The organism is Bizionia psychrotolerans (assembly GCF_001039595.1).
This window is the reverse complement of sequence record NZ_JNGS01000004.1, coordinates 1-16,951: the sequence shown is the minus strand read 5'-3', so window position 1 is coordinate 16,951 and position 16,951 is coordinate 1. Positions and strand designations below refer to the sequence as shown.

At 35.5% G+C, this 16,951-nt stretch carries 16 protein-coding genes; 9 read left to right on the top strand and 7 right to left on the bottom strand.

Features of this window, described 5'->3' with window-relative positions; genetic code table 11:
* Nucleotides 1-108: 108 nt before the first annotated feature.
* From GK51_RS00570 to GK51_RS00545, 6 genes are all read left to right on the top strand, one after another.
* Nucleotides 109-1,206, top strand: a complete 1,098-nt coding sequence (locus tag GK51_RS00570) for a glycosyltransferase family 4 protein (protein ID WP_048330977.1) — start codon at nt 109-111, stop codon at nt 1,204-1,206.
* Nucleotides 1,203-2,327, top strand: coding sequence for a glycosyltransferase (locus GK51_RS00565; protein ID WP_053069186.1), 1,125 nt, complete (start codon nt 1,203-1,205; stop codon nt 2,325-2,327). Before GK51_RS00570 ends, GK51_RS00565 begins: the two co-directional genes overlap by 4 nt.
* A gap of 84 nt (nt 2,328-2,411) precedes the next feature.
* Nucleotides 2,412-3,218, top strand: a complete 807-nt coding sequence (locus GK51_RS00560) for a transglutaminase domain-containing protein (RefSeq protein WP_053069185.1) — start codon at nt 2,412-2,414, stop codon at nt 3,216-3,218.
* Nucleotides 3,219-3,302: 84 nt separating this feature from the next.
* A complete protein-coding gene (locus GK51_RS00555) occupies nt 3,303-4,667 on the top strand; it encodes an O-antigen ligase family protein (protein ID WP_048330975.1) in 1,365 nt (454 codons plus the stop codon).
* Nucleotides 4,618-5,628, top strand: a complete 1,011-nt coding sequence (locus GK51_RS00550) for a glycosyltransferase family 4 protein (protein ID WP_048330973.1) — start codon at nt 4,618-4,620, stop codon at nt 5,626-5,628. Before GK51_RS00555 ends, GK51_RS00550 begins: the two co-directional genes overlap by 50 nt.
* 481 nt (nt 5,629-6,109) lie before the next feature.
* Nucleotides 6,110-7,501 carry a sugar transferase gene (locus tag GK51_RS00545; protein WP_048330971.1) on the top strand — a complete coding sequence of 464 codons (1,392 nt, stop codon included), beginning with the start codon at nt 6,110-6,112 and terminating at the stop codon, nt 7,499-7,501.
* 108 nt (nt 7,502-7,609) lie between these two features.
* On the opposite strand, the gene GK51_RS00540 is transcribed toward GK51_RS00545, so the two are convergent.
* Both GK51_RS00540 and GK51_RS00535 read right to left on the bottom strand, forming a co-directional pair.
* On the bottom strand, nt 7,610-8,779 hold the full coding sequence (locus GK51_RS00540; protein WP_048330969.1) for a lipoprotein N-acyltransferase Lnb domain-containing protein: 1,170 nt from the start codon (nt 8,777-8,779) through the stop codon (nt 7,610-7,612).
* Between the two features lie 11 nt (nt 8,780-8,790).
* Nucleotides 8,791-9,864, bottom strand: a complete 1,074-nt coding sequence (locus GK51_RS00535) for a putative type IX sorting system protein PorV2 (protein ID WP_082132679.1) — start codon at nt 9,862-9,864, stop codon at nt 8,791-8,793.
* A 327-nt stretch (nt 9,865-10,191) separates the two neighbouring features.
* On the opposite strand from GK51_RS00535, the gene GK51_RS00530 reads away from it, so the two are divergent.
* Both GK51_RS00530 and GK51_RS00525 read left to right on the top strand, forming a co-directional pair.
* A complete protein-coding gene (locus tag GK51_RS00530) occupies nt 10,192-10,947 on the top strand; it encodes a CDP-alcohol phosphatidyltransferase family protein (RefSeq protein WP_048330965.1) in 756 nt (251 codons plus the stop codon).
* 29 nt (nt 10,948-10,976) lie between these two features.
* Complete coding sequence (locus tag GK51_RS00525; RefSeq protein WP_048330964.1) at nt 10,977-11,855, top strand: DUF808 domain-containing protein; 879 nt, start codon at nt 10,977-10,979, stop codon at nt 11,853-11,855.
* A gap of 192 nt (nt 11,856-12,047) precedes the next feature.
* Here the strand turns inward: GK51_RS00525 and GK51_RS00520 are convergent, their stop codons facing one another.
* Genes GK51_RS00520 through rlmD form a run of 3 tightly spaced genes read right to left on the bottom strand, consistent with a single transcriptional unit; the run spans nt 12,048 to nt 14,715 of the window.
* Complete coding sequence (locus GK51_RS00520) at nt 12,048-12,713, bottom strand: DUF6048 family protein (RefSeq protein WP_048330963.1); 666 nt, start codon at nt 12,711-12,713, stop codon at nt 12,048-12,050.
* A 38-nt stretch (nt 12,714-12,751) separates the two neighbouring features.
* Nucleotides 12,752-13,300: a DUF6452 family protein gene (locus GK51_RS00515; protein WP_048330961.1), complete on the bottom strand. Its 549-nt coding sequence runs from the start codon at nt 13,298-13,300 to the stop codon at nt 12,752-12,754.
* Between the two features lie 5 nt (nt 13,301-13,305).
* Complete coding sequence (rlmD, locus tag GK51_RS00510) at nt 13,306-14,715, bottom strand: 23S rRNA (uracil(1939)-C(5))-methyltransferase RlmD (RefSeq protein WP_048330960.1); 1,410 nt, start codon at nt 14,713-14,715, stop codon at nt 13,306-13,308.
* 200 nt (nt 14,716-14,915) lie between these two features.
* On the opposite strand from rlmD, the gene rocD reads away from it, so the two are divergent.
* Nucleotides 14,916-16,196: an ornithine--oxo-acid transaminase gene (rocD, locus tag GK51_RS00505; RefSeq protein ID WP_048330979.1), complete on the top strand. Its 1,281-nt coding sequence runs from the start codon at nt 14,916-14,918 to the stop codon at nt 16,194-16,196.
* Between the two features lie 82 nt (nt 16,197-16,278).
* Here rocD and GK51_RS00500 read toward each other — a convergent pair whose 3' ends face one another.
* Together GK51_RS00500 and GK51_RS00495 are read right to left on the bottom strand one after the other, a co-directional pair.
* Nucleotides 16,279-16,620, bottom strand: coding sequence for a CCC motif membrane protein (locus GK51_RS00500; RefSeq protein WP_048330958.1), 342 nt, complete (start codon nt 16,618-16,620; stop codon nt 16,279-16,281).
* 9 nt (nt 16,621-16,629) lie between these two features.
* Nucleotides 16,630-16,893: a DUF2752 domain-containing protein gene (locus GK51_RS00495; RefSeq protein ID WP_316932002.1), complete on the bottom strand. Its 264-nt coding sequence runs from the start codon at nt 16,891-16,893 to the stop codon at nt 16,630-16,632.
* Nucleotides 16,894-16,951 lie beyond the last annotated feature (58 nt).

Genomic DNA, 16,951 nt, shown 5'->3' with positions numbered 1-16,951 from the left:
AAAAGTGAAAAGTTAAAAGTTAAAAGTGGAAAGTGAAGAGTGAGGAGTTAAAAGTGGCTCGCTAAAAGTTATAGAGTTCAAAATTACAACGCATTAAAATATACTAGATTGAATAAAAAACGCATTCTTATTGTTAGTTCTGAATTTCCACCGCAACCTGGTGGTATAGGGAACCATGCGTATTATTTGGCTTTGTATTTGTCTAAAAACAATTATGATGTTACGGTTATAGCCGATCAGCGAGAAGCGGTGAATTCGGAAGAAATAATATTTGATGCAAAATTACCTTTTAAGGTGAAACGGATTCCGTTGCAAAATCCGAGATTTAAGATGTATTTGAATCGGATACGGAACACACTGACTTATTTTAAGCAAGCCGATTGTGTGATTGCTACTGGGAAATTTTCATTGTGGAATGTGGCGTTGTGTTCCTTCTTTTATGATCGTAAAAAAATGGCCGTGATTCATGGTAGTGAAGTTAATTTTAAATCCAAAGGCTTACGAAAATCTATTGATTTTTCTTTAAAACGTTTTGAAACTATTGTTGCTGTTTCTCAATATACCAAACAGTTGGTGGATCATATAGAACGTGAGGTTACCGTTATTCCGAATGGCATTGATTTAATGGACTGGCAAACTGAAGGATTACAGAAAGCTACGTTAAGTGGTCATCCCGTTTTGACTACCGTTGGTCGTGTCAGTTCTCGCAAAGGTCAACTACAGGTTATTAAATTATTGCCAGACTTGTTGAAAGCCTACCCTAATGCGCATTATCATTGTGTCGGGATTCCTACAGAAGCGGTTGAATTTATGGAAGAAGCTAAACAATTAGATGTTGATGCACATGTTAGCTTTCATGGTGCTGTATCAGAATCAGAGCTTAAATCGATACTCTTGGGAACCGATATTTTTGTTATGTTGAGTATTGAGATCGAAACAGGCGATGTAGAAGGCTTTGGGATTGCAATTTTAGAAGCGAATGCTTTAGGTATTCCAGCTATTGGTTCTACCAATTGTGGCATCTCTGATGCTATTGATTCTGGTGTTACTGGTTTTTTAATTGATAGTCTTGATGCACCCGCTTTTAGTTTGCATATGAAAACCCTATTAGAAAATCAGCATAATTTTAATAAGCAGGCCAAAAATTGGGCGGAGCAGCACGACTGGAATACGATTATTAAACGCTATATTTCCTTAATTTCATGAGAACATTAACCATTATATCACATACCGAGCACTATCTCCAAGATGATGGTACTTTAGTGGGTTTAGGATCTACCGTTACTGAAATTAATGAACTTCTCCATGTTTTTGATACTATTACCCATGTCGCCATGCTTCATGATTGCGATGCACCACCAAGTGCGATGCCTTATACGTCTAAAAACATTACATTTAAGGCATTACCAGTGGTTGGTGGAACAACCTGGCAGGATAAAATGGGTGTCGTTTTCCGAGCGCCACAAATAATAAGAACTATTCGGAGCGGGTTGCGACAATCTGATTATTTTCAGTTTCGAGCGCCAACCGGGATTGGTGTATATGTGATACCGTATTTAATGTTTTTCACCTCTCAAAAAGGTTGGTATAAATATGCTGGGAATTGGAATCAAAAGGGAGCACCTTTGGCATATCGGTTTCAGAAATGGTTATTAGAACATCAATCGAGACCTGTTACCATTAATGGGTATTGGGATGATCTGCCCAAACAGTGTTTACCTTTTGAAAATCCGTGTTTAACAGAACAAAATATTTTAGATGGTCAAGCTACTATTTTGCAAAAGACTTTTGACTATCCGCTTGATTTTTGTTTTGTTGGCCGTTTGGAAGCTGCCAAAGGTGTTGACTTAATACTACAATCTATTTCCAATTTAGACCAAGAAGCGCGAAAGAAAATTGGCACCATTCATTTCGTAGGCGATGGGTCACGCATGGATTATTATAAAGAACAAACGTTAACATTAGGACTTCCTATAAAATTCTATGGCTATTTATCTCGAGATGCCGTTCATGCTATATATAAAATGTCTCATGCCATTATATTACCTTCTGCATCAGAAGGTTTTCCCAAAGTGATTGCTGAAGCACTCAATTTTGGTTGTATTCCGATTGTTTCTAATGTGTCCTCTATTAGTCATTATATTCAAGATGGGGTCAATGGATTTTTGATGCAGCAAGTAGATGTTTCGTCATTATTGGTTTGCATTCACGATTTCTTACATTTGACTCCAGAGGCTTGTTATGCGATGCGATCCGTTTCCATGGATGCCATGCATCGCTTTAGTTATTCGTATTACAATGAACGGCTTTTAGACCATGTTCTCTAATTTTTGGCATTTTTCGAAATAAAACGGCACTTTTAGAAAAAAAAATCTATTTTTAAACCAAACTAATTATCTATCACCCAGTTAATGATTTTTAAAAAGCTGCATTGGACGTTAAAGCGCCATCCTTTCTTATATGTTACCCGATTTCGACTGCTGTCCAAAAATTCAAGTGTTGCTGCTATTGCCCCTTGTCGTTATAATACGATGAATGGGAAAGACCATATTCCGAATTTATTTTATACCGTTAACTCTGAAATATTTACACATGGTAAACCGGATTCTGATTTAAAACTTATTAAACAGATGGTTACTTGGTTGTTAGCACATACTAAAGTAGGACCTGGTTTGAGTGAGCCTTCCGAACAGGCATTACATACCTTATTATATGGCTCTGGAGGTGTTTGTAGCGATTTGGCACAGGTATTTAATAATTTTTGCGTGATTAATGATATACCCGTTCGTGAATGGGGTACTACAAGTGCGCCTTTTAATCCTGCTAATGGTGGTCATTCTTTTAATGAAGTTTATATTAAAGAGTTACAAAAATGGTTGTTGATAGATCCTTCTTGGGGTGTTTTATTTTATGATGTCGACAAAGTTCCTCTTTCCGTGATTGAGCTTTATCATTTATCACGGCGTGACCAATTTTTGCATTATGAGTCTTTTATACCACATCAAGACATCCCCCAAGCACAAGTAACTAAAAATTATTTAAGCAGTGATATTACTCCCTTTTTAATCTGTGATTATCGGAATGCTATTTATGATCGGTATTTGAAAATAGCTAGACCTTATATACCTGTTTTTATGATTCATTTTATGGTTTATCTTTCTGGTAAAAGCTATCATTACAAGTTTCCATTAGACGATTATAAAAAGATTTTTTCTTAACAATTGCCATTTTTCTAATTCTTATTGAATGGTATTTTTATAGTAACTTGCAGGTATATTCTAAACAGACACCATATATAACCCTTGAAAACCAATATAACCTATATCAGTGCCGTAGGATTTCATGCCGTCTTGGGGATTTTAATTTACTTAAATGAAAGTATTGCGAAGCTTTATTTTTTTGGTGCCGTTTTTTATTTTATCTATCGCATTATTAATTCAGCCGAAAACGTTAGAACCTATGAGGTTTTAAAAGCTTGTGCTTATTTTGTGGGTGCTGAGGTTTTTTTTAGAACGACCAAAGGTGCCATTTCTTATGAGGCCGGAAAATATATGGTGATTGTTTTTGTGCTTATTGGGATGTTTTATAAAGGGTTGTCTGGGAAAGGTTATCCGTATTTTATTTATCTTATGTTTTTAGTGCCTTCTATCTTTGTAGCCTCAACCACCTTGAGTTTTGACGCCAATTTTAGAACCAATATAGCCTTTGTATTAAGTGGCCCTGTGTGTTTGGGGCTAGCCGCTTTATTTTGTTATGATAAGCGGGTGACCTATCATCAGATGTCACAAATTATGTTGTTTATGGTTTTGCCTATCATAGCCCATACCGCCTATGTTTATTTTTACACTCCTAATTTACGAGATGTTTTGGCTAATACAGCATCTAATCGTGATGCAGCTGGTGGTTGGGGTGCCAATCAAGTATCTGCTGCTTTGGGGCTTGGGATGTTTATTATGGCTATTCGGCTCTTTACCAAATCACCTGGCTTGGCCTTAAAAATTTTAAATTCTGTGCTTTTGGGACTCATTACTTTTCGGGCCATCACCACTATGAGTCGTGGAGGAGTCATAGCGGCTATTATGGCTATTTTGATTTTCCTCTTTTATTATTACAGACACTCTCGGGCTAAAAAACGGAATGAGGTTATTGCCATTTTTGGTTTATTTTGTATAAGTTTGGTGATGACTTGGTTTGTGAGTATTAATCAAACCGATGGGTTGGTCAATTTGCGGTATGCTAATAAGGATCATTTAGGACGCGAAAAAGCGAGTATAACTACAGGACGTGCGGAATTATTTGAAGATGAATTGGAAGGATTTATGGCCAGTCCGTTTTGGGGGATTGGCTCCAGCCGCGCGAAAGATCAGCGAAAAGAAGAGGAGGGTCAGGGTGTAACCTCGCATAGTGAGTTTAGCCGTACCCTAGCTGAACACGGTATTTTTGGGGTGATTATCCTATTGATTTTAATTTTTAAACCGCTAGAAATGCGCGCCAAAAATAAGGGTAATTATTACTTTTATGCCTTTCTAGCCTTTTGGTTTTTAACCATTAACCATATGTCCATGCGGATTGCCATGCCCGCTTTTATTTATGGATTAGCCTTATTACACGTAACACATGACAAACGTCCTTTACATAGGAAACCACTTAAACCAAGCGCGGAGTAATATATCTGCTATTGGTGTTTTAGGGCCTTTGTTAACTAGCGAAGGCTATAGGTTGTATTCTTCTTCTTCCAAGAGCAACAAACTCTTGCGTTTGATTGATATGCTTTATAGTGTATGCCGCTATGCCAAGCGCGCCGATGTGGTTTTGATTGATACGTATAGCACGAGTAATTTTTATTACGCGTTTTTGGTGAGTCAGCTTTGCCGATTATTGAAGTTACCTTATATTCCTATTTTGCATGGTGGTAATTTGCCCAGTCGATTGCAGCATTCACCCCAAATGAGCAGGTTATTATTTAGGTATGCGCGCTGTTTGGTGTCGCCCTCATTATATTTACAAACCCAATTTGAAGCTGCTGGTTTTAAGCGGGTTGTATATATTCCTAATAGTGTTTCCATTGAGCAATATATATTTCAACAAAAAACTCATGATAGGATTCGGTTGCTTTGGGTGCGATCGTTTTCAGATATTTATAATCCGCAATTAGCCGTTCATGTTTTAAAACGCTTACAGGATGCTGGTTATGCTTGTGAACTCTGTATGATAGGACCTGATACAGGCGATGGTAGTTTTCAGACCACGCAAAAACTGGCTTCCGATTTGGATGTTGCCGTACGGTTTACGGGGAAGCTTTCTAAAACCGAGTGGCTTGCTTTGGCTGCTGATTATACTATTTTTATTAATACTACGAATTTTGATAATATGCCCGTGAGTGTGATTGAAGCTATGGCGCTTGGGTTACCTGTTGTGTCTACTGATGTTGGTGGGATGCCGTATTTGATTAATCATGGTGTAACTGGACTATTGGTTCCACCTTATGATGCGGATGCTTTTGAAGGCGCTATTATTCGGTTGGTTTCAGGTGTTGCTGCTACGCAGACTATGGCGGCAGCTGCTCGCGAGATGGTGGAGGGGTTTGATTGGGGTTTGGTTAGGCTTGAGTGGAAGAAAGTTCTTTGAGTAGCTATTTAAGAATAATACTTAATGAAGTAGTAATTTATGTCTTCATTATTATTTTACTTTTCTTTTTTTATTCATTCTTTTGTCTTGATACAAAAGAACCAAAAAATCAAAACCGTTTTTAGGAAATCACTGCGTGACGTTCGCTTTTTTCTTTAGGTTAAATAGGATTGTTAAATTACTTTGGTTCATAACTCCCTTGATATGGAGCTTTTACGATAGCTTGGTAGCTCTCTAATTCTGAAAACGGTTGGGGAATGGCTTTGGGATTGTTGCGGTTTTATTAATTTGGGGATTTATTCTTGGGCAGTTATTGAGATAATTTATTGCGAATAGGCAGAGACGAGGAGATGTGAGGTGTTGCTATCTTTAAGTTGAGAAATAAAACTTTACTACCCACTACCCACTAACATCTCAATAATAGTAAATAAACTTGCAAGTTTTAGTGAACTTATTATCTTTACCATGCTATTGAATCAACATGGGAAAACAGACTATTCATTTTAATATATCAGAACGTAAGTTGCTTTTGCGCCTTGTGGATGTTTTTAGTGTGCTTTTGGGTTTGTACTTGATTAGTAATTGGTTTCATTTTGATTATTTTACTATTACACCCGAAAATTGGACTTGGGTTGGCGTTTTGGTTGTTTATATTACCATCTTCGGGACGGTTTTTGAGCTTTATGACCTTCAGAAAGCAAGCAGAGCCGATAAAGTATTTGCTAATATTGTTTTAACGGCATCGGTAACTGTTCTCTTCTATTTATTGACGCCATTTTTTACACCACTTTTACCTTCCAATCGCTTACAAATTGTATATTTCTACCTCGCCATTATTGTTTCTTTGTGTATCTGGCGCTTAATTTATATTAATTTTATTGCCTCACCGCGATTTTATAAAAAAGTACTTATTGTAGGTGAAATATCTAATATAGAAACCATTGTAAATGCATTTAAGCATGCAGATCCGAACTATAAGATTATTGGATATATAAATTGCGAGCAGGTTTTAGAAGATGGTATTACGTTTAAAGAAATTATAGAATACCAGCCAAAAGATTTACATCGTATCATTCAAGAACAATCTATTTCTGAAATAGTTGTGGCTAGTTATAATGCGGAAACTATTACGTCGGAGATTTATCATGATCTTATTACGTTGTTGGAACGTGGGTTTCCTATTAAGGAATACACTCAAGTTTATGAAGATATTACCTACCGTGTGCCTGTGCAGTTTGTTGGCAAAGATTTTTACAAGTATTTTCCGTTTAGCAGAAGTAATCAAAATAAACTGTATTTGTTTTTTCATCGTACCTTTGATATGGTGTTTTCTTCTATTGGCGTTTTATTCGGTTTAATGATTGTTCCCTTTGTTTATCTTATAAACTTTATTGGTAACCGTGGTCCACTATTTTACTTTCAAGAGCGGGTTGGAAAGAATGGTGTTATATTTCGAATTGTTAAATTCCGAACCATGGTAATAAACGCAGAAATGCATGGTGCTGTTTGGGCGGCCGAGAATGATAGTCGTATAACACCTTTTGGTAAATTCTTGAGACGTTCTCGATTGGATGAAGTCCCTCAATTTTTAAATATTTTAAAAGGTGATATGAGCCTGATTGGACCGAGACCAGAACGACCACATTTTGTAAAAGAATTATCACAGGTTATTCCTTTTTATGAAACACGCCACATTGTAAAACCAGGTTTAACGGGTTGGGCGCAAATTAATGTGCGCTACGGTAATACGGTTGAAGATAGTTTGCTGAAACTTCAATACGATTTGTATTATATTAAACATCGAAGTTTCTTTCTGGATTTTAACGTTATGGTTAAAACTGTTGGGACGATGCTTTATTTTAGAGGGCAATAAGAGGTGTGGAGTTGTTTGTTGTGGAGTTGTATGAATTTGATAATGAATGAATTTGAACTTTAAATCTTACATTTTAATACCTTCGGAAAACTAGAAAGTAGAAATGTATTAGGAATTAACCTTCGTATTAAAATATTTGACTAAAAATACATATCTCACTAATAAAGCTACAAAGAATGGAATCATAGCTGGAGCAAATACTTGTACACCTATAATCCAATGAAAACTCATTAAGGCTAGCATAATCACTAAAAACTTCATAAATGGGATGATCCACTTTTTTGGTTTAGGTTTTGCGATTTGCCATAGTAGAAAGCCATTTAACGGGAAAGCCCATAACAGGTTATAATTTTGAGCTGTGGCTTGATGATCTGTTGCAAACCATAATAGCAGAACAAGGATTCCTAAAATGGATGTTGTAATTAGTATTACCGCATCTAAAGTTTTGCTGCGTTTTTGTTTTTTAAAATCACGATACGTAATCCAAAGAATTAAAAGACTTATTAATCCGAAAAACACCAAAGGGCTCCAGAAAAAATCAGAGTTTGACATTATAGGTTTTTCTTGATAGATGGTTTTTTCGCTTTTAACTAGTTTTCTTTCACCTATGCTTGTCGTACTAAAAAAGGTGTGAATGTATGATGGTAAAAACATGTGTTCTTCGGCTGTGGCTTGCTGATCGATAACCGAGCCCAATGCCAAATCAATACCCACACTTCCCCACGTATTTACAGGCACTTTTTCGCGAATAAGGCTTCGAAAGGTTTGTGGTTCGAAATTTTCTGGCTGGTGAAACGTGATTTGATTGTTTAAAACAATTTGTAAAACATCTTTAATTTTGGTGGCGCAATTATCAAAAAAGAAATCGTACAGATACTCGCGATTTTCGGGTTTGTAATTGTTTTGAAGATAATCAGATAGTTTTTGCTTTTCTTCCAAAGAAAGATTCAGGACTTGTTCTTGAATGCTGCGATTTTGCCAAATATAAAAATCCTTAATGTCCTTGTATTTACTCTTTCCGATGGAATAATTGAGCTTTCCTTGCGCAAAATTCAAATAAAAACCAGGTTCGTTAAAGGGAAAACGTCCGTAATCATAGGCCATATCTAAATCGTTGGCGCGATCGCGAATTCTGAAAATATTATGTCCGAAGGCATCATTTAATGACGTTCCAGATCCTATTGTTAAAACGCTAACTTCTGCTTGAGGAGACAATTGCTGACCACAAACATTTTGAAAACCTAGTAAAAGTAATACACCTAAAAAACGAAAGTTCATAAGACTGCAAGTTATCTGAAAATACTAAAATCCAATTTTAAGGAAAACACATTGGAATATAGGGCAATACTTTGATCGCCAATATCGGTAAATGCATAATCTACTTGAATCCCTTTATATTTAAAACCAACGCCAATGCTTGGTTGAAAGGAAACGCGTTCGTTATTATCTATTTGAAGTTCGTTTTGAAAATTCCCAACGCCTGTTCGCAGAAACACCATATCTAAATAGCCAAATTGTAACCCTACAGAAGGCGTAATACTGGCGACTGATGTTGAAATAATATCGTTGTTTTGTTCGAAGCGTACATTTAAATCAACTTCCGCTAACAATGAATAATCGTAGCGAATAATGAATTCTTTGGCAACACCAATTTGTAATTTTGGGATGGTAATTTCGGTTGTTTCTGGTAATTCTTGATTCTGACCTTCCACAGCATCTTGAATGGTAGCAAATTCATCTTCATCAATAGCCCATGCGTTAAACGTTGTGGTAATATCGCGTGCCATGACACCAAATTTCCAATTGCTATCCGTTTCAAACTGAATGGCAGCATCTAAACCAAATCCCCAAGATGAGGCAAAATCTCCAATAATTCGTCGGATAACTTTAGCGTTAATTCCATAATTTAAACCATCTAAAGGTAATCTTCTAGCGTAGGAAAATGTTACACCATAATCGGCTGTTGAAAACAAACTGATTCTGTCATAATTAATATTGCCTTCATCGTCAATTAATTGGGTTGTGTTTAGAATATCATCAACAGCAAAACGAATGACCGAAATGCCAATAGCAGAACGATCGTCAATAGGCATGGCAAAAGCTAAATAATCATAATTAGCAATGTTGGCAAAATAGCTGGAGTGCATGAGTGCTATTTGCTTATCCTCAATATTTACCAGTCCTGCTGGATTCCAATAACCCGAATTGACATCGGCAGAATGCGCTGTTACGGCATTACTCATACCCAATGCAGCGGCATCCACACCAATATTCATAAATTCATTTGAATATTTACGGACGGCTTGACTAAATACGGTTGCAGAAACTGAAACTAACAGTGCTGCGGTTAGTAATGCTTTCAAATACAATTCTTTTTTTGCAAATATGCCACAATTTTTCAACATATTAAACTTCAAAATCGTTGAGTTATTGTTTGTTGGTTGTTTTTATCTGGTAATTCTGTGAGAAATGACCATGTTATTTGAAAATTGATGATGTTTTTGGTGAGTTATTGGGTTAATGAGTTATTAGGTAATAGAGTTTCAAAGTTGGGATTGGAATTTAATTATTAATTTAAAGATATCTAAAGTTAAAAAGAATAATGAATATGCTGTAACCTATAAAAACGTTTCAAACGTTATGGTTTGCCACAAATAGTTTACTATTTTTACACAACTATATTAAGAACTATGAAAAAACATCTTCCTAATTTTATAACCTTACTTAATTTATTATGTGGCTGTGTTGCTGTTGTATTGGCTGTTAATAACCAATTTGTAACAGCTGCCGTTTTTGTTTTTTTAGGTATTTTCTTTGATTTTTTCGATGGGTTTTTTGCCCGTAAATTTAACGTTCAGGGACCGTTAGGTGTTCAGTTAGATTCGCTTGCTGATATGGTAACAAGCGGCTTGGTTCCAGGCGTGGTGATGTTTAAATTACTACAATTATCTGTAGGTAATCCAGTTTCAGAAAACACGGAAGCACTTTGGTCTCATGCCACACATTTTGATGGATTTCAGTATGCTCCATTAGCTTTTGTGGGATTCTTTATCACGTTGTCATCCGCATATAGATTGGCTAAATTTAATATAGATGAAGATCAACAAAGCTATTTTAAGGGTTTACCAACACCTGCGAATGCCATATTCATTTTATCCTTACCGCTGATTATTGAATTTCAAAATCATGATGGGATGAATGCCTTGATATTAAATCCTTGGTTTCTGATTATCATCACACTGATAAGTACTTTTATGCTTAATGCACCTGTGAATTTATTTGCGCTTAAATTTAAAACGTGGGATTTTAAATCGAATATAACACGCTACATCTTTCTGATTTTAACCCTAGTATTATTAATTGTTCTGAATTTCGCTGCTATTCCAATCGTAATTCTACTGTATGTTATCATGTCACTATTAACGGCTAAAAGTATACAAGCTTAATTTTTTATTTAAACTGATATTCGATTTTTATGGCTTCTGGATTTTTCGCTCTTCTTGATGATATTGCTGCTCTTATGGATGATGTGGCTGTTTTAAGCAAAGTCACCACTAAAAAAACTGCTGGAATTTTAGGCGATGATTTAGCGGTTAATGCCGAAAAAGCTTCTGGTTTTGTGTCCTCTAGAGAATTGCCTGTGTTGTGGGCAATAACCAAAGGGTCTTTTTTAAACAAATTAATTATTTTACCTATAGCTTTTTTATTGAGTGCTTTTTTACCTGCCGCTGTAACGGTTATTCTGGTTTTAGGAGGTATTTATTTGGCTTTTGAAGGAGCTGAAAAAATTTACGAATATGTTGTGCCTCATAAAAACCATGAAGCTGAACAGCTTGATGTTACTGAAGTTCCTTCAGAAGCAGAGATTCTTGAATTAGAACAAGCCAAAGTGAAATCAGCCATTATAACCGATTTTATCTTATCTGTAGAAATCGTCATTATTGCATTAGGTGCGGTTTTAGAGCAAACACTCTTGATTCAAATTTTGGTGGTATCTATCGTAGCTATTATAGCTACTGTTGGTGTTTATGGCATTGTGGCGCTCATTGTTCGTATGGATGATTTTGGTTTAAAACTAGTAGCGAAAAGTAATGGGAAAGGTTTCATGCATGGTTTTGGAACTATTTTAGTTGGCGCATTACCTTATGTCATTAAAAGTTTATCAGTTATTGGAACTATAGCGTTATTGCTAGTTTCTGGTGGCATTTTTGCTCATAATATTGATTTTTTTCATCATGTTTTAGAATCTTGGCCTGCCATACTTAAGGAATTTGTGATTGGTTTAGTTGTTGGTCTTTTGGCTGTTATGGTTTTTAAGGTTGTACTTTGGGTTGTTGGGAAGGTGAGAGGGTGAGAAGTTGTGTAGTTGTTTTCTGCCAAGAGGCAGACAGGGTTGTTTAGTTGAAACTGAAGTCGATATCGAAGTTAAACCTGAATGATTTCTCGCGAAGGCGCGAAGACGCAGAGTTGTTCAGGTGTGAATTGTTAAGTTGTGGCGTATTTTATTTTTCTTGAACACTGAACACTGAACACTGAACACTGAACACTACTTCCCTTTCTTGAAAATGGGAATTAAATACGAAATGTTATAACCATAACCAAACCCAAAGCTTCCACTATCATAGGTTTTATTGTAGCCAGGAATATAAAGGTTTTCAAAATTATCAGGTTCACTTTGCGTAACGATATATTTGAATTGTGCGTTGACGCCTAAAAATAAATTATTAAGTACTTCTACTTTTAAACCGACAATAAATTCAGCCCAAACAGCATTTAAGCCGCTATATTCTCGAGATTCTGTTGAAGTAAATTGAGGAGCCCAATATTGATTTTGAGAGTACACACCATAGCCATCAAGTTTCTGACTAAAATTACTGGCAGCCACACGAAAACCACCATAAAGCAAATTACTCATGCCATACCAATTTTGATAGGCATTATAATCGGCTCCTAATTTGATATACGTTCCTGTTGCTGTGGCATCAATATAATCGGTTGTGGTACGTTTTTCTTCTATACCAAATTCTGCCGCTAAGTACCATTTTTTTGTAAAGCGGAAATCACCATTAATTTCAAAACCTTTATAGTCATCATCCAAAAAGGAACGAATTAATTTACTGGCATCACCACCAATGCGTAAGCCGTATTTTTCATTTTTATTGATGCTATCTTCAAATTTTTTTATTTGTGGGAATACTATCGTTTTGTGCAAATGAAACTGAACAAAACAGCATAGCAAACACAAAAATTTTAATGAAAGATGCCAAAGTTTGCTGTATTTTCATTTTCTACTATTTGATTATCATTAACCGACTGAATAATTCGGATCCATTTATCACCATCATCTTCAACGGTAATCGAAATGTTTTTAAATACGGTTTTAAAACCACAAGCTCTGGACACATAAACTTCTTCAGGAACATATGATATGGTAATAATGTCTTCATTTCCCGTAACAACATCGTCTGATGGGTCGTCTGGTGTATTATTATTGTTCACTCTATAATTTTTGTGAACACTATATTGAGTACTGGTTTCAGTTGTTTTTAAAGGTAATAAAATAGTCTGTCTGCTTTTAGTTCCATCTAAATCTGGAAGTGTATTTTCTTCATCAAGCCCAATACCATACACACGAAATCTAATGACATTTTTAGGGTTTAGCTGTTCCGGATTTTCCACACTATAAAATGCAAGGGTTAAACGCGGTGTAGTAACGGTATCTAATGTACAGATATCATCACGCTCGCAACTAAAAGCAATGCAACCTAGCAGAATTAATAAAGCAATTATTTTTTTCATAAATATTATCTTCTTTCCAAAAGTACAACATTTTCCACATGATGTGTTTGCGGAAACATATCTACGGCCTGCGTACGTGTTACTTTATAGTGTTCGTCCATAATTTGCAAATCGCGAGCTTGGGTTGCGCTATTGCAACTTACATAAACTATTTTTTCTGGAGCAATATTTAGTATTTGATTAACGACATCTTTATGCATCCCATCACGAGGTGGATCCGTAATAATAACATCAGGATGACCATGGGTATTGATAAAATCTTGATTAAATACATTCTTCATGTCACCAACATAAAATTCAACATTTTTAATACCATTTAATTGAGCATTGGCTTTTGCAGCTAGAATAGCATCTGGAACGGCTTCTACACCAACTACTTTGTTAGCTTCTTTAGCAATAAATTGTGCAATGGTTCCAGTTCCTGTGTATAAATCGTAAACGAGTTCGTTTCCTGAAAGTCCAGCAAAATCTCGCGTTATTTTATAAAGTTCATAAGCTTGTTCTGAATTGGTTTGATAAAAAGATTTGGCATTAATTTTAAATTTTAAGCCTTCCATTTCTTCAAAAATGTGATCGTTTCCTTTATAACAAATAACGTCTTGATCATAAATGGTATCATTCGCTTTCTCATTCACCACATATTGAAGTGATGTGATTTCAGGAAAGGTTTTACCTAAATAATCCAGTAATAATTCACGCTTGATTTTATCGTCCTTAAAAAATTGAATCATCACCATAATATCACCTGTCGATGATGTTCTAATCATCATAGTTCGCAGTAAACCATGTTGGTTTCTAGTGTTGAAAAACTCTAAATCATTCGCAATAGCAAATTCTTTAACGGCATTTCTAATGGCATTAGATGGATCTGCTTGCAAATGGCATTTTTTAATATCCAGAATTTTATCCCACATACCTGGAATATGAAAACCTAACGCATTTCTATCACCTAAATCTTTATCAGATTGAATTTCTTCCAAAGTCAACCAACGGCTGTCACTAAACGAAAATTCCATTTTATTTCGGTAAAAGTATGGCTCTTTGCAGCCTAAAATAGGTGTAACTTCAGGTAATTCAATATGACCAATACGTGTTAAATTATTGGAGACTTCCTTTTGCTTATAAAACAATTGGTGCTCATAGCCCATGTTTTGCCACTTACAACCACCACAAACGCCAAAATGTTGACATTCCGGTTCGGTACGTTTTTCTGATAATTTATGGAACACAGTTGCTTTTCCTTCGTAATAGGCTTTGCGCTTTTTAAAGGTTTGCACATCTACAACATCACCAGGTACGGCATTTGGCATAAAGATAACTTTGCCATCCGCTGCTTTACCTATTACTTTTCCTTTTGCACCAGCATCAACGACTTCGACATTGGTAAATATTTGTTTTCTGTTTTTTCTTGCCATGCTGCAAAAGTAGGTTCTTTTTTCGTAGCAAAAAACATGTGAGAAATATTTTAAGAAGCAGTAGATATTTAGTAATTTGCGAGTCCTAGGGATGATTTCTCTCCCACGCTGAATTTTCGTCCCGATACCTATCGGGATTTAGGAAGGATAAAGGTACAGTAGGAATGGTTATTTTATTCAACAACTTAAATTTAATTAAAATGGCTATTTTAGACCAAGTAACATCGCAAGAAGCGATCGATTTAGAAAACAAGTATGGTGCACACAATTATCATCCATTGCCAGTGGTTTTGGCTAAAGGTGAAGGCGTTCATGTTTGGGATGTAGAAGGGAAGAAGTATTATGATTTTCTTTCAGCATATTCAGCTGTAAACCAAGGGCATTGTCATCCCAAAATTGTGGATGCTATGCATAAACAAGCAAGTACGTTAGCATTAACATCTAGAGCATTTCATAATGACATGCTGGGGAAATATGAGAAATTTGCTTGTGAATTTTTCGGATTCGATAAATTATTACCCATGAATACAGGAGCTGAAGCAGTAGAAACAGCTTTAAAAATCTGTAGAAAATGGGCTTATGAAGTAAAAGGGATTCCTGAAAATGAAGCTGAAATAATTGTGTGTGAAAATAATTTCCATGGGCGAACAACGACTATTATTTCGTTTTCAAACGATCCAGTAGCGCGTAAAAATTTCGGACCTTATACAGACGGATTTATTAAAATAGCTTATGATAATTTAGATGCTTTAGAAAACGCACTAAAGACAAACCCTAATGTTGGCGGATTTTTAGTTGAACCTATTCAAGGTGAGGCAGGTGTATATGTGCCTGCAGCAGGTTATTTAGCCAAAGCGAGAGCGCTTTGTAAAAAATACAATGTATTATTTATTGCAGATGAAGTTCAAACAGGAATTGCTAGAACGGGTCGCTTATTAGCAACATGTGGTAATTGTAGTTGTGAAGATAAAAACTGCTCCAAAGAACCAGAAGTTAAGCCAGACCTTTTAATTTTAGGTAAAGCCTTATCTGGAGGCGCCTATCCAGTGTCTGCGGTTTTAGCAAATGATGCTATTATGAATGTCATTCGTCCTGGAAACCACGGAAGTACTTTTGGTGGGAATCCTGTTGCAGCAGCAGTTGCTATGGCAGCTTTAGAAGTGGTTAGAGATGAGAAATTAGCTGAAAATGCTTTTACATTAGGTGAATTATTCCGAAGTGAAATGAATAAATTTATCGAAACTAGTTCAATAGTTAATTTGGTTCGAGGTAAAGGTTTATTGAACGCGATTGTTATAAATGACAATGAAGATAGCGATACCGCTTGGAATATTTGTTTAGCATTACGTGATAATGGTTTATTAGCCAAACCGACACATGGAAATATCATTCGTTTTGCACCACCATTAGTTATGACGGAAGCGCAATTATTAGATTGTGTTTCTATTATAACAAAAACGTTGAAGCAATTCGAGAAGTAACATATAGATTTTCAAAACCTATAAAATAAAAAAAGCGACTTAACGTCGCTTTTTTTGTATCTATATTATTTATAAGATTGAATTAATTTTGGTTAGATGACTCTAAACCTTGCTGAAAAGCTTCTTGAAATTGATTCACATAAGCATCCCATCCACCCATTGCATATATTTGATACATGGCATAACATAAAGTCAGAATGTTTATTATTAATATTACCAATGCTACAGTTTTAGCCGTATTCATGGCATTTACACTTTTTAAATCATAATCGTCTGGATTTAATTGTGCTTTTTTAATTTGACTGTGTGCAATATAAAAGGCAATACCAGCTAGTATAAAGCCAAGGCCTGAAAGGCAGCAGCATAATAATCCGATAATTGCCAATACATAAACGAGTGTTGGATTGAGTCTTTGTTTTTCCATGTGTTAATTTTAAGTGATTAGTTTTAAGGTAAAGCTCCCAATTATAACACTAATGGTAACAATTGCGAGTGTATTAATAATTTTATTTGAATGTTGAAATTTAAAAAAAATATTCAGACCAATAAAAATAAATAACAATATTAGAGGATAAATTGCAGGATACATTTTAAAAGCCGCTAGCAATTCACCGTTATAAATAAGAGCCACAGATCGTTGTAAGCCGCAACCCATACAATCAAATCCTAAAATTTGCTTATTGAAACAGGGTAGCATAAAATCTTCTGGTGAAGACATAAATTTCCTAAATTGAATTTAGCCAAAGTTAAAAAAA